30 protein-coding genes, 1 pseudogene and 1 other annotated feature are annotated in these 26,584 nt (G+C 32.2%); of the genes and pseudogenes, 2 read left to right on the top strand and 29 right to left on the bottom strand.

The annotated features are described in order from the left end of the window. Positions 1 to 310: 310 nt before the first annotated feature. The 12 genes from I5818_RS20340 to trpS all read right to left on the bottom strand — a co-directional run bounded on the left by I5818_RS20340 (position 311) and on the right by trpS (position 12,295). Positions 311 to 1,321, bottom strand: coding sequence for a DUF3231 family protein (locus tag I5818_RS20340; protein ID WP_078111530.1), 1,011 nt, complete (start codon positions 1,319 to 1,321; stop codon positions 311 to 313). Positions 1,322 to 2,023: 702 nt separating this feature from the next. Next, positions 2,024 to 3,091, bottom strand: a complete 1,068-nt coding sequence (locus tag I5818_RS20345) for a serine hydrolase domain-containing protein (protein ID WP_078111511.1) — start codon at positions 3,089 to 3,091, stop codon at positions 2,024 to 2,026. A gap of 353 nt (positions 3,092 to 3,444) precedes the next feature. Further along, positions 3,445 to 4,155, bottom strand: a complete 711-nt coding sequence (locus tag I5818_RS20350) for an FAD-dependent oxidoreductase (protein ID WP_078111512.1) — start codon at positions 4,153 to 4,155, stop codon at positions 3,445 to 3,447. A 61-nt stretch (positions 4,156 to 4,216) separates the two neighbouring features. Next, positions 4,217 to 4,579: an iron chaperone gene (locus I5818_RS20355; protein WP_071977573.1), complete on the bottom strand. Its 363-nt coding sequence runs from the start codon at positions 4,577 to 4,579 to the stop codon at positions 4,217 to 4,219. A gap of 281 nt (positions 4,580 to 4,860) precedes the next feature. After that, positions 4,861 to 5,121, bottom strand: a complete 261-nt coding sequence (locus I5818_RS20360) for a hypothetical protein (RefSeq protein ID WP_078111513.1) — start codon at positions 5,119 to 5,121, stop codon at positions 4,861 to 4,863. A gap of 47 nt (positions 5,122 to 5,168) precedes the next feature. Next, the gene (locus I5818_RS20365; RefSeq protein ID WP_078111514.1) at positions 5,169 to 5,729 is read right to left on the bottom strand and encodes a GNAT family N-acetyltransferase; all 561 of its coding nucleotides are present in this window, start codon (positions 5,727 to 5,729) and stop codon (positions 5,169 to 5,171) included. Between the two features lie 699 nt (positions 5,730 to 6,428). Beyond that, the gene (locus I5818_RS20370) at positions 6,429 to 7,043 is read right to left on the bottom strand and encodes a C39 family peptidase (RefSeq protein WP_209391809.1); all 615 of its coding nucleotides are present in this window, start codon (positions 7,041 to 7,043) and stop codon (positions 6,429 to 6,431) included. 341 nt (positions 7,044 to 7,384) lie between these two features. Continuing rightward, the gene (locus tag I5818_RS20375) at positions 7,385 to 7,891 is read right to left on the bottom strand and encodes a GNAT family N-acetyltransferase (protein ID WP_071977254.1); all 507 of its coding nucleotides are present in this window, start codon (positions 7,889 to 7,891) and stop codon (positions 7,385 to 7,387) included. A gap of 271 nt (positions 7,892 to 8,162) precedes the next feature. Beyond that, positions 8,163 to 8,783, bottom strand: coding sequence for a dihydrofolate reductase family protein (locus tag I5818_RS20380; protein ID WP_235849833.1), 621 nt, complete (start codon positions 8,781 to 8,783; stop codon positions 8,163 to 8,165). Positions 8,784 to 8,985: 202 nt separating this feature from the next. Continuing rightward, complete coding sequence (locus I5818_RS20385; protein ID WP_235849831.1) at positions 8,986 to 9,471, bottom strand: GNAT family N-acetyltransferase; 486 nt, start codon at positions 9,469 to 9,471, stop codon at positions 8,986 to 8,988. Positions 9,472 to 9,641: 170 nt separating this feature from the next. Beyond that, the gene (locus I5818_RS20390; protein WP_078111255.1) at positions 9,642 to 10,541 is read right to left on the bottom strand and encodes a PhzF family phenazine biosynthesis isomerase; all 900 of its coding nucleotides are present in this window, start codon (positions 10,539 to 10,541) and stop codon (positions 9,642 to 9,644) included. A 746-nt stretch (positions 10,542 to 11,287) separates the two neighbouring features. Beyond that, entirely contained in the window at positions 11,288 to 12,295 is a 1,008-nt protein-coding gene (gene trpS, locus I5818_RS20395) for a tryptophan--tRNA ligase (protein ID WP_078111446.1), read from the bottom strand. A gap of 53 nt (positions 12,296 to 12,348) precedes the next feature. Continuing rightward, positions 12,349 to 12,606: a binding site (T-box leader), on the bottom strand. Between the two features lie 569 nt (positions 12,607 to 13,175). Between trpS and I5818_RS26155 the strand changes: the two genes are divergently transcribed. Continuing rightward, positions 13,176 to 13,520 (top strand): DUF3889 domain-containing protein, encoded by a 345-nt coding sequence (locus tag I5818_RS26155; protein WP_071977770.1) that lies wholly within the window; start codon positions 13,176 to 13,178, stop codon positions 13,518 to 13,520. Positions 13,521 to 13,708: 188 nt separating this feature from the next. Here the strand turns inward: I5818_RS26155 and I5818_RS20405 are convergent, their stop codons facing one another. From I5818_RS20405 to I5818_RS20475, 15 genes and pseudogenes are all read right to left on the bottom strand, one after another. Continuing rightward, the gene (locus I5818_RS20405) at positions 13,709 to 14,443 is read right to left on the bottom strand and encodes an SDR family NAD(P)-dependent oxidoreductase (RefSeq protein WP_058006256.1); all 735 of its coding nucleotides are present in this window, start codon (positions 14,441 to 14,443) and stop codon (positions 13,709 to 13,711) included. A gap of 496 nt (positions 14,444 to 14,939) precedes the next feature. Then, positions 14,940 to 15,386, bottom strand: a complete 447-nt coding sequence (locus I5818_RS20410) for a GNAT family N-acetyltransferase (protein ID WP_235849813.1) — start codon at positions 15,384 to 15,386, stop codon at positions 14,940 to 14,942. Between the two features lie 218 nt (positions 15,387 to 15,604). Next, positions 15,605 to 16,603: an NADP-dependent oxidoreductase gene (locus I5818_RS20415; RefSeq protein WP_078111121.1), complete on the bottom strand. Its 999-nt coding sequence runs from the start codon at positions 16,601 to 16,603 to the stop codon at positions 15,605 to 15,607. A gap of 26 nt (positions 16,604 to 16,629) precedes the next feature. Continuing rightward, entirely contained in the window at positions 16,630 to 16,980 is a 351-nt protein-coding gene (locus I5818_RS20420) for an ArsR/SmtB family transcription factor (RefSeq protein WP_078111122.1), read from the bottom strand. A gap of 376 nt (positions 16,981 to 17,356) precedes the next feature. Then, on the bottom strand, positions 17,357 to 17,911 hold the full coding sequence (locus I5818_RS20425; RefSeq protein WP_058006589.1) for a cysteine hydrolase family protein: 555 nt from the start codon (positions 17,909 to 17,911) through the stop codon (positions 17,357 to 17,359). A gap of 597 nt (positions 17,912 to 18,508) precedes the next feature. Next, positions 18,509 to 18,973, bottom strand: coding sequence for a DinB family protein (locus I5818_RS20430; RefSeq protein ID WP_169846965.1), 465 nt, complete (start codon positions 18,971 to 18,973; stop codon positions 18,509 to 18,511). 237 nt (positions 18,974 to 19,210) lie between these two features. Continuing rightward, the gene (locus I5818_RS20435) at positions 19,211 to 19,555 is read right to left on the bottom strand and encodes a DUF4260 domain-containing protein (protein ID WP_169793008.1); all 345 of its coding nucleotides are present in this window, start codon (positions 19,553 to 19,555) and stop codon (positions 19,211 to 19,213) included. A gap of 2 nt (positions 19,556 to 19,557) precedes the next feature. Next, positions 19,558 to 19,986 carry a MerR family transcriptional regulator gene (locus I5818_RS20440; protein WP_071977761.1) on the bottom strand — a complete coding sequence of 143 codons (429 nt, stop codon included), beginning with the start codon at positions 19,984 to 19,986 and terminating at the stop codon, positions 19,558 to 19,560. 160 nt (positions 19,987 to 20,146) lie between these two features. Beyond that, positions 20,147 to 20,572 carry a WapI family immunity protein gene (locus I5818_RS20445; protein WP_071977760.1) on the bottom strand — a complete coding sequence of 142 codons (426 nt, stop codon included), beginning with the start codon at positions 20,570 to 20,572 and terminating at the stop codon, positions 20,147 to 20,149. A 91-nt stretch (positions 20,573 to 20,663) separates the two neighbouring features. After that, a pseudogene (locus I5818_RS20450) lies at positions 20,664 to 20,981 on the bottom strand (response regulator); the annotation flags it as partial. Position 20,982: 1 nt separating this feature from the next. Then, positions 20,983 to 21,561, bottom strand: a complete 579-nt coding sequence (locus I5818_RS20455; RefSeq protein WP_058006584.1) for a class I SAM-dependent methyltransferase — start codon at positions 21,559 to 21,561, stop codon at positions 20,983 to 20,985. A 332-nt stretch (positions 21,562 to 21,893) separates the two neighbouring features. Beyond that, positions 21,894 to 22,397, bottom strand: coding sequence for a nucleoside deaminase (locus tag I5818_RS20460; protein ID WP_078111125.1), 504 nt, complete (start codon positions 22,395 to 22,397; stop codon positions 21,894 to 21,896). Between the two features lie 350 nt (positions 22,398 to 22,747). Then, entirely contained in the window at positions 22,748 to 23,248 is a 501-nt protein-coding gene (locus I5818_RS20465) for a DinB family protein (RefSeq protein WP_071977758.1), read from the bottom strand. 77 nt (positions 23,249 to 23,325) lie between these two features. Further along, positions 23,326 to 24,240 (bottom strand): helix-turn-helix transcriptional regulator, encoded by a 915-nt coding sequence (locus I5818_RS20470; RefSeq protein WP_071977757.1) that lies wholly within the window; start codon positions 24,238 to 24,240, stop codon positions 23,326 to 23,328. 373 nt (positions 24,241 to 24,613) lie between these two features. Then, positions 24,614 to 25,210, bottom strand: coding sequence for a hypothetical protein (locus I5818_RS20475; RefSeq protein WP_078111126.1), 597 nt, complete (start codon positions 25,208 to 25,210; stop codon positions 24,614 to 24,616). 213 nt (positions 25,211 to 25,423) lie between these two features. On the opposite strand from I5818_RS20475, the gene I5818_RS20480 reads away from it, so the two are divergent. After that, the gene (locus I5818_RS20480; protein ID WP_158022249.1) at positions 25,424 to 25,567 is read left to right on the top strand and encodes a hypothetical protein; all 144 of its coding nucleotides are present in this window, start codon (positions 25,424 to 25,426) and stop codon (positions 25,565 to 25,567) included. Positions 25,568 to 25,706: 139 nt separating this feature from the next. Here the strand turns inward: I5818_RS20480 and I5818_RS20485 are convergent, their stop codons facing one another. Together I5818_RS20485 and I5818_RS20490 are read right to left on the bottom strand one after the other, a co-directional pair. After that, the gene (locus I5818_RS20485; protein WP_071977755.1) at positions 25,707 to 25,892 is read right to left on the bottom strand and encodes a hypothetical protein; all 186 of its coding nucleotides are present in this window, start codon (positions 25,890 to 25,892) and stop codon (positions 25,707 to 25,709) included. 35 nt (positions 25,893 to 25,927) lie between these two features. Next, positions 25,928 to 26,545, bottom strand: coding sequence for a LysE/ArgO family amino acid transporter (locus I5818_RS20490; protein ID WP_071977754.1), 618 nt, complete (start codon positions 26,543 to 26,545; stop codon positions 25,928 to 25,930). Positions 26,546 to 26,584: the final 39 nt, after the last annotated feature.

Raw genomic sequence — 26,584 nt, forward strand, 5'->3', positions numbered from 1 at the left:
GATATTATCCTGAATATCCAGTTTTGTTTGGAGTTTGATTGGTCTCTTACTCGTATCGTACTGAGGAGCTCTTATTTTTTTAAACCTGATATTTAATGATCTACAGGAATGCTAAACTGCTCCTTTAGTCGAATAAGAAAAAAAGCCTCTTCTTACTGGAGAGGGGCTTAATCTTGTTATACTAATCCCCCATAATTTAAGGAAATCCTTCAGAAAATATTCTGGAGGGAGTTGCTTACTTCCTAATGATAAAAAATAAGTCCTCTCTGTTTATGTGCAGAAGGACTTTGAATATGGATTATCATTGATTCTATTTTTGTATTAATTCATCGCGATCAGATGCCATTGGAGGTTGTTCCATCCAGCTATTTTTTATCATGAGATTCGCTCCATCCTCAGAATACAATTGAACCTCTAACGATAGCCTGTTATACATTGAAGTAATATCCCCTCTGGGACTTTGACTGACAGCTGTACCGTAATATCCAATACTCATGGAAATCAAACCAGATATGATGAACATCATAAGTTTATCGGAAAATGTTTGAGTGGTACTGTTTGTTATTTCTGCCTCCCACCCCATCGGTGCAGGGAGTTTACTCTCCTCTAACTTCCCTCTAAATAATTTAATGTGCTTATTCCCAATTTCTATCCCCTTTAAAAAGAATTGTTTTATTTCCTTATCCTTTGCAACCTGGCTAAATCCAAGAAGTGTAGCTACTCCAAGAGCATTTCTTTGCAGATTCGCAAATAAATTATCAACTTCTGAAGCAACTAAGGGTCTTTTTTCTCCAAAAACATCTAACATAAACCATTGTTTTTTCACAAATTCAACCTTCTCCAAATTGGGTAAGTTAGGTGATCTATGAAACAATCCTTTGGATAATAATAAGTCCGTTGAACGTTTATATAATTCCATTGTTTCCGTAAGACAATTCATGTAATAAGTTCTTATGTCATTTCTTACAGATGCTGCAACAGAAGCTCCATATAAAGTAAGACCGACTTTCGACATCTGGTTTATAAAATTAAGCACAAAACTGTCAGAATATAATCTTGGAGCAGTTAAATTTACATCCTCTTCAATTCTAAAACCATGAGGAACTACATTTTTTTCCTCTGTTAATATAGCTGTAATTATTTTAATGTGTGATTGAGATAACTCTAGTGCATATTTAATGATAGGTTTAATTTCATTGTCCTCCACTTTTTCTAAGAAATATGTGAGGAAACATATGCTTGAACTATCATTTAAGAATTGTACCCAAAGTTGATTGATCTCACCTGCAGTTAACCTTATCTGGATTTCTTTTTCCTCCATAAGCTACCTCCATCTTAGAAATACTATTAATATCATCCCCATAAAATACCTTAAATATGTATTGGTTTGTTAGGCTCTAAAATAGGAGCCTAGCAATTGCGATGGTTCATACTAAATTGTATTTTCTTATTCCACTAAACGGACCCGATTGTTGAACACAAGTTAAACATCACTCTTCCACCAGCCTGCATCGTTGGTTCAATAATGAATCTTATTGGTCCTAAATTATTGAATAGTAATAACATTACAATAACTTTGGGTGTTTTTTCACCATGTATCCAGATAAAACTCTTCGTCATTAATATTAGCTCTGTATGACGTCTTCGGTAATATATGTATGGCTATAAAAAAAAGCATATTAACATTTTTCGTATTCTATAATTTACCAAATCCGTTAATGGGAACTATTCGATTATAGCTATTAGACTCATCTATCCATTAAATGACCCGATTGCGGAATAAAAAAAATCCTGTATATGATACAGGACTTTTAATCAAATTTTATTACAGATTATCAACCTTTTTTATCATTTTTCAAACTTTATTTTAAATGATCAATCTGTTTAGTGATAATAAAGTTATTGAATTTTGTTTTAAAGTATACTAGCCGGCTAAAAATTAGTTTCAGTAAAGCTCCTTAAAGTTGTTTAATTTTTCTTCAACTAAAGGCGCTCTTTGATTGAATATGAAATCGCATTTCTTTCATTTAATCTTTCTCAATTGGTTTATTACTTTCATTAACATAAATTTGACACCTTTTCTTTCATAAGAAAAGTCATTAAAAGTACCAATAAAATAAGCATCCATCTTAGGGTGATAAAATAAATAGGCTCCTGTTGCACCTGCATGTCCCCAGACATTAAATAGTTTCGGCATGAGTAGTGGAACTGTTTTAAACTGCATAATTCCATAACCATATTCAATTCCTACACCATACTTTGCTTTATCATTCATCATTTTCTCAAGCGTTTCCTTTTTCACTAATTGATAGGTTGTTAAAGCCTTCATGAACTTCAACATATCTTCTCCAGTAGATACTACTCCACCGCCGGCATAATCGAGTCCTGCATATCCTTTGTGATTAGTTAAGTTGTTATTATTAATATAAAAGTCTGCTAAATATTGGGTATCTTCATCTAATGGATGAGAATAGTGTAGTACAGATGAATTCATCATACCGAGGGGCTGATAAATATATTGATTCATAGCGACATGAAAGGGTATCCCTGTTATTTTTTCTATGATTAATCCTAATAGATGATAGTTTGTATCGGTATAGTTAAAACCTTTACCTGGAGGAAAATGAGGTGTTTGATGTGTTTTTGCCCAAATAATTGTCTCTTGTGGGCTCATAGTAAAATTTGGATCATTCAGAAGTTTTTCTAGTAATGGACGGAAATTATCATATAAACCTGATGTTTGATTGAGTAGATGTTTAATTTTAATCTCATTCGTATAATCCTTGCCTTTATATACATGAAGTTGTTTGACTAATTCTTGATCTAAATATTTTGTAATACGGTCTTCGAATGATAATTGACCGTTTTCATATAGCATACTTATCAAAACGGAAGTAAATATTTTTCCTACGCTTGCCATGTATGCTGGCTGATTTACATTCATTTCCCCTTCTGCGATATTTAAATAGATACCTTTCTTTTCTGAATGTACAAGTAAAAATGCACTTTTTAAGTTTTTGTCTTTTTGTACTTGTTTTATGAATGATTTTTCAATAGAACTGATGACTTTTTCAGTTTGTTTTGTTTGCACGGACATCCCCCCATTATTTGATACTAATTCTATTCCTTCCTCCCGTTACTTATGTAAAAAATTCACAATATCCGAATCAACTTTAACAAGTAGAACCAAGTTCTATTACTTGATAATCTTATGCACTAGCTACATGATGATGTTTGGCAATATCAATTTCCAATTATCAAGGTTTTAGAAGTCATTTGAGCTATTTTATGATTTTGGTTATAATTCTTTGTATGACCTCCGAATAATGTTTTGTCCTTTTTAGCTGGCCAGCTCTGGGCATATCATTTTTTCAAGAGGCCATTCTTCATACAAATCCCACTTTCATTTGATAACTTGATTATCCCTATTCTAGTATTCAATTATTATTTATAACCGTAAAAAACATCCTTTTTAATATTCCTTTTTAGGACACCATTATTTTGCAAATAGGAAGCAATTGAATTTACCATTGAAATTGGTCCTGCAATAAAGTATTTACTATTGTTATTATATAAAGATGTGAACTTTTCTATTTCTTGATATAAGCCATCCCTTGAATCAAGATAAGTAACACTAATTGAAGGGTGGTTTGCAATTGCATCAAGTTCCTCTTTAAACAAAAATGACTTTTTGCTATCCATATAGAGTAGGTGAATTGGTTTCCTGATGCTATCCCCTTCCTCTTCTAGTTGCTTTAATATTGATCTAAATGGTGTAATACCAATACCACCGGCAATTAAGAGTGATGGGATATTTTCTTTTAAATAAAAGCCCCCTACTGGCCCACTCATGCTAATTTTCATTCCCTGTTTCAGCTCTAACATCGCATATTTAAACTCACTTGGATTTTCATCAATTTTTATTGTGATTCTAACAATATTTTCAGAAGGTGCGGCTGCTAAAGTAAATGGTCGTGTAGGATTTTTAATTTTCCTATGAATAATATTAAACAAACCATGTTGCCCAGCTTTCCAAGTTATATCACTATCTTTTTCAAATAAAAAAGTATAAACGTTTTCTGATTCTTTATGGCACTCTAAAAATGATAACTCTCTCTTTTTAAAAATCGACAACGTATCTTTTAAGAAGCTCATTAGGCTAACCCCTTCCTATTCACTTGGAAGCAACAACAGCTTCAAAAATATATTTGTACTTTTATTTCCTCCAAAAAGTCGTACAATTTGCCTTGTCCCAAATATTAAACTCAATCATTTTCTCTAGTAGTGAGTATTCAACTGGTTTATTCCATGGAATTCGAATCAACTCCTTGGTGTAGTCGTATCCAGCTTTCACAATATCATCCTCTACATGGGTTATTGTTACACTTTCAGGGGCAACGGCTAAATGCTTTTTAGACACACTAAAGCCGATTATGAATGTACCATGATCAGTAAACATCGGCTGATTCCATTTAATTTCAGTCTTTAAATGTGGATACTTATGTTTTATCCAATTAAACACTTCTTCCGTTTTTTCTCTTTGAAAAGGATCATCAATCCCTGCTAAAAACTCATTCATTTTTTTCCTCCTAAAATTGGAATAGTTACATTGCGCGAGACAATTATCTCTAATATTTATAGGACTTAGGCGTAATCCAAAAATCGGTATTTTCTGTCCAAACTACAATCTCACACCGCCTATTTTGACCAGGTTTTAAAATTTTAAATTCCTCCTCCCGTAATTTTTTGATTTAAAAATGATGCTTCAGTCACCCTGCTAATAAAGCTCAATTATAAGATTCAACAAAAAAAGCATTAATCCTTCTTCGATTAACACTCCTTTAGTTAAATAAGAATCTATTAAAAATATAAGAAATATGTTAAAGAAATAACTAAAACCGTATACACACTATTTCTAATCCAAATGACTTTTTTACTTATTCCTGCTTTTTTTTCTAAGTAATTGATATAGCTAATCGTAAATATTAATCCAAAAAGTATTAAGTATCCACTAGAATCATTTACATTAGACATATATCTCAGTGTTGTTAAAGCAATAAGTACGGTTCCGATTGTAACCAAAATCATATAAAAGTAAAGAACTTGCTTCTCATTTTTCAAAACCATCCCCCCCTAATTGTGTTCGTTAGTTCGGTATTTAATATACCTTATTGTTGGTTCCAATCTCTTTTTAACAAGGAAAAGGAATAATGGTCATAATATTTCCCCCTAAATAAATGCTTATCTCTATATACTCCTTCATTTACAAATCCAAGTTTTTCTAATAACTTCATAGAGTTGACATTATCTAAAGCAACAAAAGCATTAATTCTATTCAATTTCATATGATTAAATCCACTTTCAATTGCACTAATTAATGCTTCTTTCATATATCCTTGTCCCCAAAATTCGTGCCATAAATCATAGCCTATTTCCGCAATATTGTTCATTCTGTCCCAATTATCATATCCACAAGTTCCAATTTGTTCTTTGTTAGCACCTTTTTTAACTAATACCCAACGATTGTGTCCCTTTTCTTCTGGATCTTGATTCCACTCAACAAACTCTATTGCATCCTTTCTACTTATATATATTTCTTCATCATATAAAAATTTACATACTCTTTCATCACTAAAAAGCCTATAAATAAAATCAACATCCTCATTAGTTATATTTCGCAATAACAACCTATCTGTTTCTAAATTCGGAAATTTTTTATGTTCAATCATTTTGACAACTCCTAAGCATTTATTAAATTATCCTACCCGCTAGCTTAATAGTTTCTATCTATCCTCTAACTATATTAGTATGACGTAATATTCAAAAAATAAAATCAGAACTTTTGAATAGAAAAAGGCAATCATTTCAATGATCTCCTTGTTTAAAGATGCAGTTTTGAGTGGCATATCATATAATTGACAATGGAAATGACGTGCGAACTGAACAGCTTTTACACGCCATTTTTCTGATTTATAGAAGTTTTTGTCACTTGAAAATTAAAAATGTTCTCTTTAACTACTGCACCCTTTGATTCAATGCCTTTTCTTTTGGATTTCCAAACGAGTAAGCAATATAACCAAAAACGCTAATATAGAAAGGGAAAATGCAGTACCAGTTACTACCCAATTTATTTCTCCGTTACGAAGCATACTCACAACTATAATTCCTGCAAGAACACCTGCGATTAGGCAAAATATGCTTTTGATATTCTAGCCACGTTATCACTCCTAAACAAAATTGATCCAATTGAAAAATATTCCTGAAATTGTAACATTTTGTAATTTTTAAGTAAATCATTATAAACTAAACTGCATCTTTTGTTCAATAATGTAATCTTATCGGTTCCAGATTATCGAAAACTAATAAGATTCCGATAAATTTCGATATTTTTTCACCTTGTATCCAGTTAAAACTCTTCATTATTAATATTAGCTCTGTATGACGTCTACGGTAATAAATGTATTGCTATAAAAAAGCATATTAACATTTTTCACATTCCATAATTTCCCAAATTCATTAATGGGAACTTTTCGATTATAGCTCTTATTATCATCATTACAATTCACCAGTTGACTTAATGATTCCGAAAGGTAAATATACTCCGTGTCATATCCTACGACAGGAACAAAATGCAAATTTTTACGATCTTTATGAACTTTAATAAAAACAATTACAGGAATTCCTTTACTAACCTCGTACTTTAATGAATTAATATTTCCTTTATAATATATTGTTTTAAATCCCTTTTCTCTTAACACCGTACGAATTCCCTTTGGATATACATTGCCCGACTTCATTTTACTAGAGAAATTAGTATATAACTCATCACCATCGGCCTCCATTCCAAAATGACGCAACACATATGCCGTTGAAAATGCTGCACATTCCCTATTGTTTTGTAAATCTATTCTATTATTTCGTTTAATTAGATAGTTAGTTGGATAATCTCTTTTTCGAAAAATAGGTATGGGTAATGTCATTAAATGTGCATTAATGATAATTGATATAATCATCCACAAAATAGCTGTTCTAACGATAAACATACTACTTCTCCCCCTTGCTTTGCCTCCATACCTCTAGGTGACTATTTTAGTTTACGAACATTTCATTACAATCCCACTCAATTTTAGCATAAATATCCAATTCATTTATTGTATTTTATCCATTAAGTAGTCTAATTGCCAAAAAAGTCCTGCATATGATACAGGACTTTTAATCAAATTTTATTACAGATTATCAACCTTTTTTATCATTTTCGAACTTTATTTTAAATGAAAATCTGTTTAGTGATTATAAAATCTCTATTTATATAAAGGTGTTTACATTCAAAATGAATAATAAAGTTGTTTAATTCTTCACTTACATCTTTTTATTAGATATAGTTTTAAATAGAGACAGAATAAACATATACTTCTTTTCCCCATTTATTTATAGTTTTCATCACCTGCATACCAATCCGTTCAGCCACTTTAGTTGAAGGAATATTGTTTACATCGGGCAATGAGACCATCCTATTTAATTTTAATTGTTCAAATCCGTAATTCTTACAAGCTAAAGCTGCCTCTGTAGCATATCCATTCCCCCAGACACGCCGTACAAATAAATAACCTATTTCCATCTCCTTTACACCATCTACTTCCTGAGGTACAATTCCACATTGTCCAAGAAATTCTCCAGTCACTTTATCTTCTACTATCCATAAACCTACCCCATATTTATCATAATTTTTCTGAGTCCATTCAATCCATTCCATTGTTTCACTTTCGTTTTTGGTTGAAGGATAATACCTCATTGCTACTGGGTCTGAAAAGATTTCCATCAAATTTTTAGTATCATCTTTAGTCATTCGTCTTAAAATTAACCTTTCCGTGCATATAACTGGATTGTCCATTCTTCAATCCTCCTACGATTATCTCCATGTGACATCTACATAAATAAACTTATCTACTTTAATTGAGTTTTTTTTCACTAACCTGTTCCTCTTTCTTCAATAAGAAAAGAACATTCCTTATTAAAGGAATGCCTCCGTTAGTTGCACAACCATTATTTTCTTAAAAGGCTATGTAATTCTTCATGTTTATTTTCATCTAAAAACTATAACCGCTCTTGTTAAGGTTGGTTTATTAAGCTATCGTTCTCCGTTAGTTGACCACCATGTTAGACTATTTCTCCAACTCATAGCGGGCCGCGATAATGCCCGACTGGAGCGTTCGGCTGGAAAGCAACTTGAGCCTGATTTTCTCGCAGTCGCCGTCGAAAACCGATTTTCCGCCGCCCAGGACGACTGGACAAATTGTAAGTAGGAATTCATCAATCAGGCCTAGCTTAAGCAGTGTCTTAGCCGCTCCCGGGCTGCCAAAGATAACGAGATTTTTGCCGGGCTGCTCTTTGAGTACCTTGATTTCCTCTGCGATATTATCCTTGATTAGCATCGTATTGTTCCATTCCACCTTGTCCATCGTGCTGGAAATGACGATCTTCTTAACATCCTGCAGCCATTTGGCATGCTCCATATCGTGCTTCGAAGCATTAGGATTGTCCAGCTCTGCGGGCCAGTAGCTCTCCATCATGCGATACGTCGTCCGTCCGTAAACGGGAGCTCCGACTTGGGCTACGACCTCCTCCGCGTATTTCTCTAATTCCTCATCGTACGGAATCCAATCGAGTCCTCCGTTTGAATCCGACGCATACCCGTCCAGTGATACATGCATGAACAATACGAGTTTTCTCATGTCTGTTTCTCCTCCGATTTTGAATTTATTTTGTTCAATTTTTTTGGCCATTGACCCGCGTTTCATCCTGCTGTTACGTTTATTATAAACCATTACGTTATATAAGGCACAAACAGAAATCTGAATTTTTCAAAAAATAAATATGTACAAAAATGTCCCTTTAATCGAATAAGAAAAAGCCACCAAATTGGCAGCTGGATTTTAATTTTAAACTCTTTCATCCTTATTTCATTGATAATCATTTAGGTCTTCATCAATTTTTGGAACAAAAAGTTTGGATGTACTTTTTTAAGTCATGCCTATATATTTCGGTATATGAATCATTCGTGTATTCTTTAATTATATTTCTCCAAAATTGTTTTGCTGGTTCATTTAAAGCCATTTGAGCAACTTTCCAATTTCCATTATAAAGATTAAATGCTTTTATTGCTGCCTTTTTTCCTAATCCATTCCTTCTATATTTCTTAAGAATCATAAAGTCATAAATTACATGTGTCGGGTCAGGGGCAACATCATCGTTTTCAAATAAAACAACTAGAAAACCTATACCTTTCCCATCTTGATTTATAAAGAAAGGATTCCATCGTGGGTCTTGCCAGAAATACTCTAAATCCACATCATATAATCCTTGCCTATTTATATCTTCCTGTGTAAATTCGCTAAAATCATAATGATAAAACTGATACATATTCTCCAAAATATGTTTATTTTCCTTAGACATCAAAATAAGATTAACCAATTATTTATCCTCCAGGTAGAGAGCATACAAAAATAGCCTTTTAGAAAATTTGAAACCAAGCCAATAACAAACCTACCCTTTTTAACACAATAAGAAAAAGGGTTCGCTGCAGCCATCTCTCTCCTTTTACCAAATCCCCCGATAATCTAAGTAAGTTACTTCACAAACTACTATTTTTCTATTAAAACATCGAACTCTTTAACAAAGACTGCATTTCCAGTTATCTCTATGACATAATTATCTTCATTATTAGACACTCGTACCATTACCCGACCATTTTTACCAATTTCCTGCCCCTGCTCTACAACAAGGTTTAGTGATTCTTCAAAATCTCTTTTTATATATTTTGCAAAATATGCACCCATTACCCCAGAAGCAGTTCCCGTAACTGCATCCTCAATAGTACCTGAGAAAGGTGAAGAAAAGTGTCGGGCGTGCATATCGGCATCCGAATCATAGGTCTCTAAACAAAACGGATGAATTGATGCTTTTGGCATTTCTTTTAAGATAGAGGGAAATAACTTGTTATTGGGTTTCATTTTCTTAAATGCATCAAGTGTTTTTATTGGAATTAAAAGTGTCCAAGTACCTGTACTTCCATATAATATCGGTAATTCATCTTCAATATCCTCTTTGTTTACTCCTATTGAGTTAGCTAAGTCCTCCTTAGAACCTTTAAAATCAATAAACTGTGGTGAAGCCTGTTTCATAGTTATATATGTATCATTATCAGTAGTTGAATCAATCTTTATTGGTAAAACTCCTGCTTTTGTTTCGATTGTAAAATTTGTTTTATCCCCTAATAATCCTCTCGTTTTTAAAGCATATACAGTTGCGATTGTTGCGTGTCCACATAGGTTCATTTCGTGACCTGGTGTAAAATACCGTATCCTAAGGTCAGCAATATTAGATTTAACTGGAAAAGCAGTTTCATTAAACTCTACTTTTAGAGCAACTTCCTGCATTTCCTCGTCCGTTAAGTCATCTCCATTTAAAATAACCCCTGCTGGATTCCCTTTATTGGGCTCTATACTAAAAGCATCATAATGATAAACCTTAATCGATTTCACGAGCAGATCCCCCTCCATAATTATATAAACAATATTTCATCCTCATTTTACCATTTAAGGAAATTTCATCATAAACAATCATTTTCTTTATTAAATTCAATTGCCACTATAGTTAAAGAAAAAAGTCCTGTAAAAACCGGATATTAATCAAACTTGATTATAAATTATCAATATTTTTTTAAATAACCGAACTTTGTTTTATATGATCAATCTTTTTTATCAAACTATAATTATTTTCTAAAAATTCAAAATAGACAGGAGGATTGTAGAGGAATTTATAGAATTATTTAATTTGTTACATCAATCTTTTTTCAAGGGGGGTGGAAAGTTATGGGTAATTTGCTATGGTGGCTTCTTCGTTAATTGTTGTTTCTGTTGGCTTAACAGTATTCAGATACATCGACTGTTATAAGATATAAGGTTTAGTTTTTCATGGATTTACTGTTTAACAATCAAAAGCTCCCCAAAAACACTGGTATTATAGTGCTTTTGAGGAGACTTTTTTGTATGTAGTAACATATTATGTGCGATGAAACATATTTATTGTATTTAACAATAAATATGTAGTTTTTTTATCTTCAACAGATATTTAGTTTCAGTTACCAGGATGAATGTTGATGTTGAGCTTGAAAATATAGATTGATAAAAAACCCTTCTCTCACTATATTCAGTAGCAAATTAAGTGTATTCATTCACTATATGTTAATTTTGTATTCACAAACCATCAAAAAAAATTTATCCATTATTTAAAAATAATTAATTCCAATCGCTTCTCTCACCTCTGAAAGTGTTTCTGCTGCTACTAAACGTGCATTTTGACTGCCTCTCTTCAATACTTCAAATACAAAATCTAAATGTTGTTCATAATAGTTTCTTTTATTTCTAATTGGTTCTAATTCTGCTTGAAGTATATCATTCAAATATTTTTTCACTTTTACGTCTCCTAAACCTCCCCTTCTATAATGTTCTTTCATTTCTTCTAAATGTAATTTATCTAAACAAAATGCATCTAAGTATGAAAAGACAGTATTATTTTCCACATTTCCTGGATCTTCAATCCTTATATGATTTGGATCTGTATACATTGACATAACCTTATTTTTAATAATGTCTGGGGAGTCCGAAAGGTATATTGCATTACCTAATGATTTACTCATTTTTGCTTTACCATCAATACCAGGTAATCTCCCTAAACCTTTTTCCGGAAGTAATACATTGGGTTCGAGTAGTACTTCTTTTTTGTATATAGAATTAAAGCTCCTAACAATTTCTCTGGCTTGTTCAATCATAGGTATTTGATCTTCCCCAGCTGGAACGACGGTCGCTTTAAAAGCTGTAATATCTGCTGTTTGACTAACTGGGTAAATAAGGAATCCAGTAGGTAAACTTTCTTCAAAATTCTTTTCCTTAATTTCATTTTTAACTGTAGGATTTCTTTTAAGTCTAGAAACTGTAACAATATTAAGGTAATGCATCGTTAATTCATTAAGTTCTGGAATTTGTGACTGAATAAAGATATTTACTTTAGAGGGATCGATACCTACTGATAAGTAATCTAACGCTACTTCAGTAATGCTGTTTCTAATTTTTTCAGGGTTTCTTGCATTATCAGTTAATGCTTGTTGATCTGCAATCATTATAAAACTATTGTATTGGTCTTGTAATTTAACTCGATTTTTCAAGGAACCTATATAATGCCCAATATGAAGTTTACCTGTAGGTCGATCTCCTGTTAACAAAATTTCTTTTTTCAATGTTCTCTCTCCTTCATATTTATTTTTAAAAAATAAAAAACTCCGCCCTAAATTAATAGGACGGAGATCATTTCCGTGTTGCCACCTAAATTGTGTAATTAATTAATAGACAAAATTACACCACTCATCATCAAGTACTAACATACTCTATCTGCTATAAGGTGCAGCCCACCACTTAGATACTCTCTTTAAAGATTTCACCTTGTTCCTTCGAGGTCCATTCATTAAATTTCTTCTTGCTAGGTTCTCAACTACCCTAACTCTCTGTATTGAAGCTATATTTAATTACTACTCCTCATCATAGGACATTAGTATTTATTATATTAATGTATATATTATATAAACATATTTATTCAATAGTCAAATTAGAAAAAAGAGCTAAAAAAGTCCCATCTCAATTCAAAGGGGCTTATTCTTGTTTAACTAACGCCGTGTTTTGTTAGTACCTTTTCTTTTGGATTTCCAAACGAGTAAGCAATATAGCAAAAAACGCTAAAACAGAAAGGATAAATGTAGTACCAGTTACTACCCAATTTATTTCTCTGTTACGAAGCATACTCACAACTATAATTCCTGTAAGAACACTGCAATTAGGCAAAAGTATGCCTTTGATAATTTAGCCATGTTATCATTCCTAAACAAAATCTATCCAATTGAGATACACATCCTAAATTGTAACATTTGTAATTTTCAAGTAAATCCTATTGGACTAATCTTCCCCGATTGTGGAATACAAGAAAATGAAAATTATTCATCTAGCCAAAAAGTTGATTTACTCTTGTTATTCAACTCTAACCATCTTAGGTTTGGGAGTGATCATTCTTTCCGCATAATTGTTTTTATTAAAGCCAAGATAAAAAAGATCAAAGGAGGATGTTTATTGAAAAAGCTGCTAATTTGTTTATTCATAACTGTAATTTTTAGCTCTCATAATTTCTTTCTAAACAATTTTATCAATACAACGTATGCACAACAGAAACCTATCCCCTCTTATGCTAAATGGGGCCAAATTGCTATACAAAAGACAAAAGAAAAGTATCCTCAAGCAAAGATTATTGATTATCTTCATATTGGGAGTGACAAGAAAGGGGATACCTCTTTAGAAAAATTCAAATTATGGTTAAAGCAAAACAACAAAGAATTTGGTGTATTTGTCGATATTTTATTTGATAGTAAAACGGAACAAATAATTGATGTTAAATTCAGAGAAACAACAAGAGGTTAAAGCTAATGCTTGTTGAGTGAACCTGCCCCTTTAGTTTGGTTCTAGAAAAGGGGCCTCATATGTTGATGATAGTAAAATGATTTAATTTCTTTGCAATAAATGCAGATCATCGTTTGGCAATTCGAACGGTGTTTAAAATAGTTGCTTAATTTTTTCAAAATAAGCAACAGAATTGTTAAAAAACAAGACTATCTTAGATAACCACCATTATTAATATCAAATGTTGCACCTGTATAATGCTTGGACTTATCTGATAATAAGAAGACGACAGTATCAGCAACATCTTCAGGCATTACAGGAGTATGAATGAGTTCGTGACTTAAATATTCCTCCTTCCTCCAATCAGGAATGACGCCCATCATTGGAGTATTAACCATCGTAGGAGCAACCGCATTCACTCGGATGTACGGTGAGAAGTTCATTGCACAGCTCTTAGTTAAACCCAGTATGGCAGCTTTTGATAACCCATATATCGCATCTGAGCTACCTTCAATACCTGAGACTGAAGACATATTTACTATCACCCCCTGCCGCTCAGTTTGAAGCAATTTCTTGCCGAACATTTGCGAAAAATAAACGAATCCTTTTACATTTATATCTAGGACTTTATCAATTTCATCAATTTGATAGTCCACTATATTTTTGGCTAAATAAATTCCTGCATTATTAACCAACCCATTTATTTCTGGATGTTCTATTTCTATATACTGGAAGAATCTAGAAACCTCTTCGTACCTACTTACATCTAACTGATATGTGTGCAAAACATTTCGGACATCTATTGATCGTTTTAAATCATTTAAAGATTCTTCATTAATATCACATGCTATTACTACAGCACCTTCTTTTAAACATTGCTTAACAATTTCTTTTCCGATTCCAGAGGCCGCACCAGTTACTATAATTTTGCTATTTTTAAGCATTTATAAAACTCCTCACGCAATTTATAATCAAACGATATTATAGACGTTAAGCATTCCCTTCTTTAATTAGACTATTTATTAGTAGAAAGATAATAAGATTATTCTAAATATTACAACTCTATTATAATTTAAGCGAATTGTAAATGAAATTCCGATGTGAACACTTCGATCCCTTTCTGGATCAAAGCCCAATTAAATGAAGAAGAAAAAGAGCTGTGGATCTTCACTGAATCTTTAACTCTAGCAACCGTTGCTTTAGGTGCATTTTTTGGGACAATATCTTAAATAAAAAAGTGGGTATCCAAATTATAGTTTGAATACCCACTATCCACTCTCTTGCAAATGAATTGGTTTACGAACGATTAGTTAAATGAGAATGTAATTTTTTTATAAACATTAAATTCATGTCAAATTGGTAATAATCCGCAAATATATGAACTAACCCTTTAGCACATAAAAAAAGCTGATTAACTATTGTTATTCAGCTCTAACCATCTTAGTTGAGTAAATTTTTTTCAAGTATAATTTTATGTAAGCCTTTTTTATCCGTATAAGTATCTATTACATCAAAACCATTTTTAATGTTTAAAATTAACATATTACGCCATTTATTCATTGTTTTTGTTTGAACAACCTTATAGCCATTTTCCTTTAAATATTGATGCTGCTTTTCCATTAGCATGGAAGCAATCCCATGTTTTCTGTAATTAGGATCCACACCACCTAACCAACTATAAAATTTATTATTATCAATTGCATATCCAATCTTATACCCAATAACTTTTTTGCCATCCATTGCAGTAATTACTAATAATTGAGGTTTGCTTGCCATTTTGTTAATCAAATCGTCAGAAGTACCGAATATATCTTTATGTAATTCCAAAATTCCATTTAAAACATCAACTGCAGGTATTGAATTAAGAATAAAGTACTCAAAACCCAAGTAAAATCCCCCTTTATAAATATTCCTTAAACTTATTTATTCAATCTATCTTAAACAAAATCGCCCCATTCCTTTTAATAAAGAAAGAGCATCCCTTACTAAAGGAATGCCCCAATAGTTTAAGTTAGAATATTCACACTCTATTGTGTAGAAGCATACAAAAAATACGCTTTTTTTATGGAGCATTATTCAGCACATTTTTTTGCTTCGTTTCATAACTATTTAATTTTTAATATTATTTTCCCTTTCGCCCTTCCTGACTCCGCATATTCCATCGCTTTTTGAGCATCTTTAAAAGGAAAAACTCTATCAATGATAGGTTTTATTTTACCAGTCTCAATAAAGTTTGCGATTATACGTAATTGTTCTCCACTTGGTTTCATAAACAAAAACGTATATTGAACATTATACTTTTTTTCAAGCGCAGTCAATTTATGACTTGCCATTGAAAACAACATAGTTTTAAAAAATCCGGAACCATATTCTTTACCGAAGCGAGCATTCGGTAATCCCGATACGGAGACAATTTTTCCTCCGCTTTTTATCACTTCAAATGACTTTTCGAGTATCTCGCCCCCAAGTGTATCAAATACGGCATCATAATTTTTCAGTATCTCTTCAAATTGTTCCGTCTTATAATTTATAATTTCATCTGCACCAAGAGATTTTACTAAATTAGCCCCTGCTTCACTGGCAGTCGTCGCAACAGTGGCTCCCATTAATTTAGCCAGTTGAATAGCAAAGGTACCAACCCCACCAGCCCCAGCTTGAATTAAGATTTTTTGTCCTTTTTGTAATTGTAAAATGTCTTTTAGGGCTTGATAGGAGGTTAGTCCAACCAATGGAATCGATGCTGCTTCCTCAAAGCTCAAATTTTTAGGTTTTAAGGCGATATCATCTTCATGAATAGCGATATATTCAGCAAAAGTACCGATCTTACTCTTACGTGGACGGCCATATATTTCGTCACCGACTTTAAAACGAGTGACTTTGGCGCCAACCTTTGCAACGACACCAGAAAAGTCATTCCCTAAGATAAGAGGCATTTTATATTTAACTAGCAATTTTACTTTCCCATCGCGCAGCTTAAAATCAATCGGATTAATACTAGCTGCATGAATTTCTGCGAGTACCTCATATTCACCAATTTCAGGTGTGGGCATTTCTGCCAATCTCATTGGAACTTTCCCATACCTATCGATAACCATTGCTCTCATAAGCTATACCTCCAAATCATATGTGTTTAAATTCCATCATTTCCATAAAAGCTTTGCATGAACTTATCAATATCCAACACAAGTGTTCTTAATAAACTTAATTCTGTACGTACATTTATATAATAAAAGTTCTTTGTCCCCTCTTTACGCATAAAAACAATACCGGCATCTCGTAAAACCTTAAGATGATGGGATACAGCAGGTCGAGAAAGATGTGTTTGTTCAGTGATTTCACCTACACGTAATCCTGTTTGACAATCCGTCCCCATTAGAACTAACAGGATCGACTGACGTGTTTCGTCACCAATTGCCAACAATACTTTTTGACAATTAATAAAATCCTCTTTGATCATATTTAGTTGGTCCTGTTTATTCATTCAGTATAATACCTCCAATAGTTAGTTTATTGGTTTAAGTTGATAAACCATATAGCCGAATACAACAATATCCTATTGTTAGGTTAAGTGCAATATTGAGAAAGTAAATCGAGACGAATACACATAGAGGGGAACTGCTTAAAAAAGGGGCTAATAATTGATGATTGTTCTAAGAAATAAAGCAGCTTTAGTATTCCGCTTTATCCACTAATTCGAATAAACACTAGATAAGCACTCTAGAGGTCTTCTAAAAAGAAAAAGCCTGAATCATATAGTTAATATATTTCGATTCAGGTAGTATTTGTCTATTTTATTTACAGTTATAGCCAGATTGTGGAATATGAGTTCACCTTACCTAAACAAAGAACTACTCATCTTACACTCTATTTAAAAGTTGCTCTGTTGTAAGTATTGTAGCAAATTCTTCATTTAAAGTTGCTAAGGAAATATTATGTATCGTCTCTGCATCATAATAGTTATCATTTTGGTCGGTAATACCAAACGCTGCTGTTGCATCTGAAATAAGATATGTATTAAAACCTAAATTCCCACTCATTCTTGTAGTTGTAGATACACAGTGTGGGGTAGTCAAACCAGTTATTACCACTGTCGTAATATCATTTAATCGGAGAAACTCTTCTAAATTTGTACCAATAAAACTACTATTAACTTTCTTGTTTATAACAACTTCTCCTTTAATAGGCGCAACCAATTCTTTTATAGCAAATCCTTCATTATCCGGATGAAAAACAGAATTAGGATTATCGGACTTGTGTTGAATATGTATTACTTGCCAACCTTTGTTCCTCCATAATTCTAGTATCCTACAAATGTTTTCCTCTGCCATTAGATTGTTTCGTTCTCCCCATTTTTTATCATCAAAAGCTCTTTGTACATCTACAATTATTAATGCATTATTTTTGTTATCCAAACTAATTCCCCCTAACTCCTATGTATTACAAAGAAAGATCCTTCTACTGAATCATTGTATAATTTTTAACGTTTTATTATATGGCCTCTACTTATTGAGAGAGTATATTAGAAATTAGATCTGTTTTAAGAATCCTACTGAAAGAAATATTTTTTCCTTGCACTGATCTGTTTCAAGTTTTACTTTGTTTTACAATACTCACAGCCATATCGTGTTTAAAGTTCAGCTTATCGTTCGTTTAATAAGGTACTTCCTTGACTATTAAACTACGAGTTAATCATAATATATACAGTTGATAAATTACATTAAATTATTAACAAATAAGCAATTAATTTCTTTAATTATCAAGAAGATTAGGAGCATTTACTTTAAAAATGAAAAATAGATGGTGGAAAAATTAACCACAACCTTTAGTTAACTTACACATGCTCTTTTCTCCTTATCGGTAATCAATCGCTCTGTAGATTACCGCTCATTTATTCAAACTTTACTCTTAAATAACAACAATTTATGAGAAAAAAGCCAAAATAAAAAAGACACGTTTCTAGATAAACGCGTCCCCTGTTTAACTTTCAAACTAAAAATTGTAACGATGTATCACCAAGATGGAGGTGGCCATGCTCCAATTATTCGCCGAATCAGAGCTACCTGTCCGGTATGATAACTGTTGTGCGTCATAAGCGTGGCTAAAATGACACCACGAGTCCTTTCCAATTTTGCATCCTTCATTTCATTTAAGTCTTTTTTTGCTTCGTTTTCAGCTTCCTGTAGACCTTTACTGAATTGAACAATAGCGTCACTCCACTCGGTTTCATTTGTCGGAGCTATCGCAACGGGCCATGAGTCTTCATCATGTTCTGGATGAACAGGTACACTTCCCTTAAGGTAGGTAAGATAAAAATCTTGCCAAAAAATCATATGGTTTAGAACCTGCCACACTGAATATGGACAGTTTGCAGGTTTTACCCCAGCTGTATTCCACTGTAAACCCTCAAACACCTCCAACGGATCAGCATGAGAATTTTCCCCATGTAACCCGCCTTCAAAAAAATTAGATGGCATATACATCCCCTCACTTTTAATAGGTTAAAAAAGCTTTTTTCTATTTTCCTCCTCCCTCAGTCAATCTCAGGTAAATATATTCAACAAAAAAAGCATTAATCCTTCATGAACTGCATCCCAATTGTTAGTCACTAATTTAACAATTGAAGGTGCAGTTCATCTTCGATTAACGCTCTCTTTTAGGTATAAACAAATATGTAGATTACACAAACAATTTTCTATCAAGGTACGAATCAATTAAAGCCTTTGTATATGTGTTTTGTTAAAAGAATCTTGATATTTCAACCCAAAGCCAAATAGTCGATCCATAAATATATGAGATAACCAGATGATAGATATGATTAGTAAATAATCCTTTGAAAAGTATAAGTAACCTAATGCTAAAAGTATGGGTAAAATAAAACTGTGTCCAAAATTATAAATATTTGCACCTATTTTATTATTAATTGCATAACCAATCATTGTAATATCAGGAACGAGTAAAAGTACAAAAAACAACCAGATTGGAAAGTCTAGCTGTATATAAATATAAAAAGAAATGGCAAGGGCAAATCCGTTTTCAATACGAACCATTTGATTAATAGTCATGATATTCCCCTCTTATAAATACTTTTGAAAAATTCTACTAGCAAATCTTCGATAACCTCTTTGTTTTCTAAATATTTCTCCTCATTTACTAGTTCTTTAACGGTTTGCACTACTTTTAATGCTTGTTGATAAAACTGAATTTTTTCCTCAAGTTTCATTATTTTTTGATTTAATAACAATACTGTTGAATTGTTACATTCTGTTGATATTGATTCGTCTCTTAATATAAGTAATTGTTGAATCTCTTTTATTGTAAAACCTAATTGCTTTAATACCATGATAAGTTGTAGCTGTTTTTCACATTCTTCATCATATTCCCGGTAACCATTTTCACGTCTTTTTGGTTTCAATATGTTCTCTTTTTCATAATAACGAATTGTATCAGCTTGAATAGAATATTTGTTAGCAAAATCTTTGATTTGCAAATTAACCACCCTCCAGTACATACACCATAACATTGGAGTAAACTCTAAGGTCAAGAGTAAAAAAATCCCCATTAAAATGAATTACCTATTAAACTTACCTCTACTTGAATAAAAAAAGAGCGTTCCTTATTAACGGAATGCCCCTGCTTGATGTTCCCTTTTAATGACCGTAATGCTCAACAAACCTTTCAAGTTCTTCTATTGTTGGTGGTAAAAAAGTTTGGTCACTTTCTATTTCAAATAGTAATTCATTATCTAAGTATGCTTGTTCTTTATAATAACCCTTTAAAACGACCTGACCAAGTTGATAAAATATAACTTCTATCTTGAGAGAAGCTTCATAATTCCAAAAAATAGCCTTCCCTTTAAGGTTCCTATAACAATGATCTAATTGCTTATAAAATTCATAGACTTCACTAGTGGTAAACCAGGTTTTGCCTAATACATAATAATTTCCACTCTTAATTTCAACAATCCCTTCAGCATCATATCCACCACATTGGTTTGTATTCTGTAGAAAATCACTAGCCTTTTGTAGTTCCATTCGGATAAACCCTTGATTGCCTTTAATCGTAAATTCTTGCATAAATCCAACTCATTTCCGAAAAAGATACCTAACAGTTTAACATTAAAATCTCTTTTTATCATAGTAATCACCAGCATTCCACTTATGGGGAGGGATTAAATGGTTTGGATAAGTAATCGTCTGCACCAGAAGCTAGTCCCTGAATTTTATCTACAGCTTCCGATTTTGCCGAAAGCATAATAATGGGCATATTTCTTTCTTGTCTAATCTTCATACATGCTTCTATTCCATCCATGTTCGGCATCATTATATCTAATATAATGAGATCAAACTCTCTTTTTTCCAATAGTTTTAGAGCTTCAATAGCATCTTCAACCTTTTGAGTGCGCATACCTTCGTTTTCTAAATAAACGGAAATTAGATTTCTAATATCTTTGTCATCATCAACAATAAGAATTTTAGACTCCATATTATCCCTCCATATTCTTTTGTGGATTAGAACAGTTAAAGACATAGGCTGGTGGCAAATTTCTAATCTCTCTCTTCACATGAATTTTAGTAAAAAACTGTTCAATAAAAGCCTTTTTACATTTAGTGTATTGGAAAGTAATGAATTCTCCATCCTTTTTTAAAATTTTAGTGGTATTTGTTAAAATTTTTTGGGAAATGTTTTTTGGCAAACTTGCAAAAGGAAGACCAGAAATAACATAGTCTGCATAAGGAATATGATAGTCCTTTAAATAATTATGAATATCTTCTGCGGAACCATTTATAATGAATAAGTTCTTTTCCATTTTAAACTTTTCTCTCAAAAGTAAGTAAAATTCCTTATTGTATTCCACCAATACAATAATGGTCTCTGGGTTTCGCTTTTCGAGCAGCTCCTCTGTGAATACACCGGTACCTGGTCCATACTCGATAATGTATTTAGCTTTCGCAAAATTAATTCTTTCTACCATTTTATCTCCAAGAAATTTGGAACTAGGAAGTATTGCACCAACTGTTCTAGGATTAACTATATATTGAAATAGGAAAAACAATCGCTTCATTGATAATCACTCCATTGATTTGAATTGATAATCCTACTTTAAAATCCAAATCTGAAGAAAAAGGAGTAAAAATCCTTAAGAATTCTTAACTTTTGATAAAACATAGTGCCTAATATGAGTTTTTTCATGAATAAAGTCTATCTTCTTGTAAAAAATAGATGAGCAAAATAAAGAGAGATACTGTCCTTGAAAATATGGATACATAATCTAATAGATAACTGTTTACATTTGAGAGAATTGAAAAAAATCTCAAGAGACTATGATAACATTCTTCTGAACGAACAAGGTGAAGAACGATAACAAAAAGGACTGTCAAAGCAGTCCATAATAAATTACTTATTTAATGCCTTTCTTAAATGAACTACATTATTCGGATTGATTGCCCATTTTCCCATTAGCTCCACTTGTCTCTTTTTTAAGTCCTCGAAAGGTTCCTCAATTATATCGACTTCATCAAATCTTTCTTCAAAGACATTTGCTGCTTTTATTTTTCTGTACCCTCCAAAGCCTAAATCATCATTTAATAGCCATACCACTTTTTTTATATTTGCGAACAATATACCACCTGTGCACATTGGACATGGCTCTAAGGTTGTATATATTGTAAATTTTTCTCGTTTAACTTTCGCATTTAAAATGGCTTGACCAGCATTTCTAATAGCATCGATTTCTGCATGGGCTGTCGCATCTTGATTTGGATGAACGCGATTTCTCCCTTTTGCAATTAAATTATCACTCTCATCAACAATAACAGCTCCAATTGGATAAGTATTCTCCTTCAAAGCTTGCTCCGCCTCTTTAAGTGCTATTTCTAAATAATATCTATCTTTATCCATATTGAGTTTCACCTCTCACAAATTTAGCTATTACTTATAATTTATCTATAATTGATTTATCTCCTTCTTTCAGAAAATGCTTCTATGAATAAAAAAAGAGCTGCTGATCCTCACTAGATCTCCAACTCTTACTTCTTCTAAGTAGGTTAAAAATATTCGGCATAGTTTTAACAAATATTTGTGATGTAGGGGGAAGTTTAACTTATATTAGGGGTAACATCAGAACCTCGGAAATCTTTACAACAAGCGAATTTCAACCTAAAAAAGTCGAATTCCTATACACTAAGGAATCGACTTAAATTATTGTATTCTCATAAATGAGTTATCCTTCATTTGAAGTACAATTTGCCTTAACTCTGATACCAATATAAACAGAAGTCATTCATTGTCGAAGCGTATCCCAGTTGTCTTAACATAGTTGTTATGTTACCTCGATGATACGTACCATGGTTAGCAACATGAAATAAAATTTCTGAGTATGCAGTTTCTCTAGCTCCTGACCAAGGATTGTTCAAATTAATTTTTTGTTCTAAATCATTTTGGCTATTCATCCATTCTTCGTACTGTAAAGCGAGTTCTTCAAAATACTTAACAAACTCGTCTAATGAATAGGAATTAGCCTTTTCTAGAATTACCATAGAGGCTTCCAACGCCTCTTGCATATCCATTCCTTTAAGTACTTGTAACCACATAACATCTACCACATAGATATGACTAAACGTTTGAGCAATATTTGGATATGAACTACTTACCTCTTCATATAAGACATTTTTTGGTAGTTCGTTTATTCTTTCTAATAACACCTTATTAGCCCAAACATGGTACTTATACATATTTTTTGCATGGTTCATTTAACATCTACTCCTTAGCTTCTTGGTTTCAAAACTTGATATTCGTATTATAAAAAAAGATATATGACAGCAGATTGTCATATATCTTCATAAACTTTCATTATTTTTTTTGCCTCATCTTTTATAATTGATTGCAGTTCCACAGGTTTTATAACTTTAGCTCCACTACCAAAGCTTAAAAGAATTGATTTAAGCCATCTAGCATGTAGAGGTTGATAAACAGATAGTGTAATTGTCATACTTCCATCACTGTTCATGACTTTAGCAGAATTCTGGAATTGATCTAATACTCCTGCTAAGGAATTAGGATTAACCCAAATTACTACATCCTCAAATCCTTCTAGATTGTCATCTGAATAAGTTGAATCTTCTTTCCTTTCGTGAGTTTGGACAAACGTTTTTTCCGTCAAAATTATACTCATCATACGTGATACTCTAAATTCTCTATAATTCTGACGTTCTCTACAATACCCATATAAATACCAGTTGCGATACTTATAATGAAGGTGAACAGGTTCTAATTCACGTGATGTAAATTCATTTTTATTACTTACATAATCAAAACGGATTACCCTTTTTTCATGAATAGCTTTTCGCAGATCCATTAAAGAATTCGGTTCTGTTCTATGGCTATCTAGGTCAACTAACAAAGTCCGATTGTTTCCACTTGTATCTAGCATTTTTAATCTTTCTATCGTATGTTCAACTTCCTTATCTTCAAAAATACTTGATAAACTACTTAATACAGTGACGAGGTTCAATATGTCATAGGAACCTATTAAACTCCTATCAAATTTGTAACCTTCTATAATTCCGAAACCTCCGTTAGTACCTTGGTAAGAAACGACTGGTATTCCTGCAGCACAAATCGCTTCGATATCTCTATAAATGGTTCGCGTTGATACTTGGAATTCATCAGCTAAACTTGAAGCTGACAAAATTTCATTATTTAAGAGCTTGAATATGATGGAAATCAAACGTTCTAATTTCAATTCTCATTTCCTTTCTACAATAATTGATTAAGCGGTCATTGACATGCCACTGACCGTACATTTTATTTCTCTTGTATTTTTAATAAATTTATCCAAACCTTTTATTAAAAATATCATGTTCATTTAGTATAACTATGTATTGAATCAATACTAATCCTCTTGTAAATGGCAAAAGAACTGATATGAGAAAATGAACTTTCAGATATTAAAGAAAGTATTTTGGCATGGGCATAGCCATTAAACTTTTTATTAAAGAAAGTTTACTAACTAATTGTAGGTTTGTGGAAAACCAAATTATGATTGCTTTGTTCAACTAACGCCACCATTAGCATAAGCTGGACTCTTCACAAACTTTCCAACACATTGATTCTCCTTATTCCTTACCACAATTATAACAACGTTTGTCTTTGTCATTATCTCCGTACATTCGTAGTTCCTTCTCTATTCCACAAACTTTGCAAAAGTCAAAGTGAATTTGTGGAATTATACCTTTTTCGGCAAACGGAACCCACTCTTTGTCATATAAACTCTTTGTCATACCATAATCGGTAAAGACAAGTTTACCATCATTATTTAAACCATAGTTACTACTGTCTTTTAAATCAAAGCAATCAAATTTTTTATCTAATATTTCTAAAACTTCTTCAAACAAATCAGGAATCAAATGTTGGTGTTCTACCACCTTTATCTCATACGATTGATTGTCCTTTAGTTCTAAGGGTCTGTAATATGTTTGTACAGATATGAATTCATCAACGTAATATGTCTGAGCGAGTAATGAATCAAGACCTTTATCCGCCATTGAAGAATAAACTTTTAATTCATTAAGTGATTGTTTATAACCGATTGGATGCAAATGTACTTTTATTACGTAATCTAAAACTCTATATACTTTTCTTGTAGACCCTATACCTACAAAATTATCATCACTACAATACTGCTTCCAATTTTGAATGATTTGTTTAAGCATTGATTTCCCACCTCAAATTATCAATTCGATACTTTATACTTATTTCCTTTTTAAAGTAACTACCTGTTTATTCAACTTATGGTGTTACCATAAAATTGGTTGGGAATTCATCGCTCTACGCTTTTCATTTATATACTTTTTATTAACTTGTTGAATAATAGTTTTTCTTATGTTGATACTAATTTAAAATAACTGTTAATAAAGGTGAGTAGAATGAAATATGAAACAAAAAAGATTTTGAAATGGTTCATTATCATTAATATCGCAAACGCAATGATTGCTGCAATAATTGGTCAAATTCAAACTGAATATTTAATAAAAAAAATTAATAAAAATACAAATAAAAATAATCAATAGCTGCTATCTTAGGTTAAGTAAATAGTACCTCCTCACTTTCAATAGCGAAACCCTATATCCAACTAATATCCCCTTTATTTCAACCCCTATTAAAGGAAAAGGAGCCTTTATTAGCTTAAGAAGATGATGGAATCCCTATTCATTCTTGGAAGAAAGGAACTTCTCCTTCCCAATTACAGTGAAAACAATCTACTCCCCATCCTTTAACTGGTAAAACTAATGCATTTTCTTTTTCGTCATTAAAAATTAGGCTGGAAAATGATTTAAGATAAAATGATTCATCAATTAGTCTCTTACCATAATTAGGGCAAAACTTTGGTTTCATATGACCTATCTCCTTTCTATAACCTCTTAAATTGCTTATAGATTAAATAAAGAAAAAACAAGATACACTGCTGCCGCCCACATGATAATGGCAGATATTTTATTCAAGACCAACAAAAAGGTTCCAGATTTATCAATTTTACCTATGACTCTACCAATTAGTGAAAGTCCAATAAACCAAAGCCATGAAACCATAATACATGTAAAAGCAAATATTACTTTTTCAACTCCATGGTATTTTATTGAGCTTGTTCCTATTACCCCCACAGTGTCCATGATTGCATGTGGGTTTAATAAAGAAACAGATGCCGCAAATAATAGTTGTTTCTTTAAAGAAAATTTATTTACATCTGCATTTCTTTGATTATTTGGTTTACTATTCCATGTAGTCCATCCCATATAGACTAAAAAAATAACCCCTCCCCCAATTAAAATAACTTTAAACCAAAATGAACCTAAAATCAGTAAGGAAACCCCTAAAACAGATACTAAAATTAATAGGGTGTCACATAGAGAAGCTGTTATAACGACTGGTAATACATTCATATATCGAGGTTGCATAGCCCCCTGGTTAAAAATAAAAACATTTTGGACACCAAGTGGCAGAATTAATCCAAGTGAAAGAATAAACCCATGAATAAATGGTTCTATCATATAAAATTCCCCTTTCGATTTATGCTACAAGGTAAATTG

The organism is Heyndrickxia oleronia (genome assembly GCF_017809215.1).
Lineage (GTDB): Bacteria > Bacillota > Bacilli > Bacillales > Bacillaceae_C > Heyndrickxia > Heyndrickxia oleronia.

Excerpts from the sequence above, each read along its gene's own strand:
- I5818_RS20365 (WP_078111514.1), bottom strand. The coding sequence starts at position 5,729 with ATGATTGAACATAAAAAATTTCCGAATTTAGAAACAGATAGGTTGTTA.
- I5818_RS20405 (WP_058006256.1), bottom strand. The coding sequence starts at position 14,443 with ATGCTTAAAAATAGCAAAATTATAGTAACTGGTGCGGCCTCTGGAATC.
- I5818_RS20445 (WP_071977760.1), bottom strand. The coding sequence starts at position 20,572 with ATGCAAGAATTTACGATTAAAGGCAATCAAGGGTTTATCCGAATGGAA.
- I5818_RS20370 (WP_209391809.1), bottom strand. The coding sequence starts at position 7,043 with ATGTTTATCGTTAGAACAGCTATTTTGTGGATGATTATATCAATTATC.
- I5818_RS20420 (WP_078111122.1), bottom strand. The coding sequence starts at position 16,980 with ATGAATAAACAGGACCAACTAAATATGATCAAAGAGGATTTTATTAAT.
- I5818_RS20465 (WP_071977758.1), bottom strand. The coding sequence starts at position 23,248 with ATGAACCATGCAAAAAATATGTATAAGTACCATGTTTGGGCTAATAAG.
- I5818_RS20480 (WP_158022249.1), top strand. The coding sequence starts at position 25,424 with ATGAAATATGAAACAAAAAAGATTTTGAAATGGTTCATTATCATTAAT.
- I5818_RS20355 (WP_071977573.1), bottom strand. The coding sequence starts at position 4,579 with ATGAATGAGTTTTTAGCAGGGATTGATGATCCTTTTCAAAGAGAAAAA.
- I5818_RS20350 (WP_078111512.1), bottom strand. The coding sequence starts at position 4,155 with ATGAGCTTCTTAAAAGATACGTTGTCGATTTTTAAAAAGAGAGAGTTA.
- I5818_RS20375 (WP_071977254.1), bottom strand. The coding sequence starts at position 7,891 with ATGGACAATCCAGTTATATGCACGGAAAGGTTAATTTTAAGACGAATG.
- I5818_RS20430 (WP_169846965.1), bottom strand. The coding sequence starts at position 18,973 with ATGCCATCTAATTTTTTTGAAGGCGGGTTACATGGGGAAAATTCTCAT.
- I5818_RS20415 (WP_078111121.1), bottom strand. The coding sequence starts at position 16,603 with ATGAGAGCAATGGTTATCGATAGGTATGGGAAAGTTCCAATGAGATTG.
- I5818_RS20475 (WP_078111126.1), bottom strand. The coding sequence starts at position 25,210 with ATGCTTAAACAAATCATTCAAAATTGGAAGCAGTATTGTAGTGATGAT.
- I5818_RS20340 (WP_078111530.1), bottom strand. The coding sequence starts at position 1,321 with ATGGAGGAAAAAGAAATCCAGATAAGGTTAACTGCAGGTGAGATCAAT.
- I5818_RS20455 (WP_058006584.1), bottom strand. The coding sequence starts at position 21,561 with ATGAAGCGATTGTTTTTCCTATTTCAATATATAGTTAATCCTAGAACA.
- I5818_RS20460 (WP_078111125.1), bottom strand. The coding sequence starts at position 22,397 with ATGGATAAAGATAGATATTATTTAGAAATAGCACTTAAAGAGGCGGAG.
- I5818_RS20380 (WP_235849833.1), bottom strand. The coding sequence starts at position 8,783 with ATGGCCAAAAAAATTGAACAAAATAAATTCAAAATCGGAGGAGAAACA.
- I5818_RS20485 (WP_071977755.1), bottom strand. The coding sequence starts at position 25,892 with ATGAAACCAAAGTTTTGCCCTAATTATGGTAAGAGACTAATTGATGAA.
- I5818_RS20490 (WP_071977754.1), bottom strand. The coding sequence starts at position 26,545 with ATGATAGAACCATTTATTCATGGGTTTATTCTTTCACTTGGATTAATT.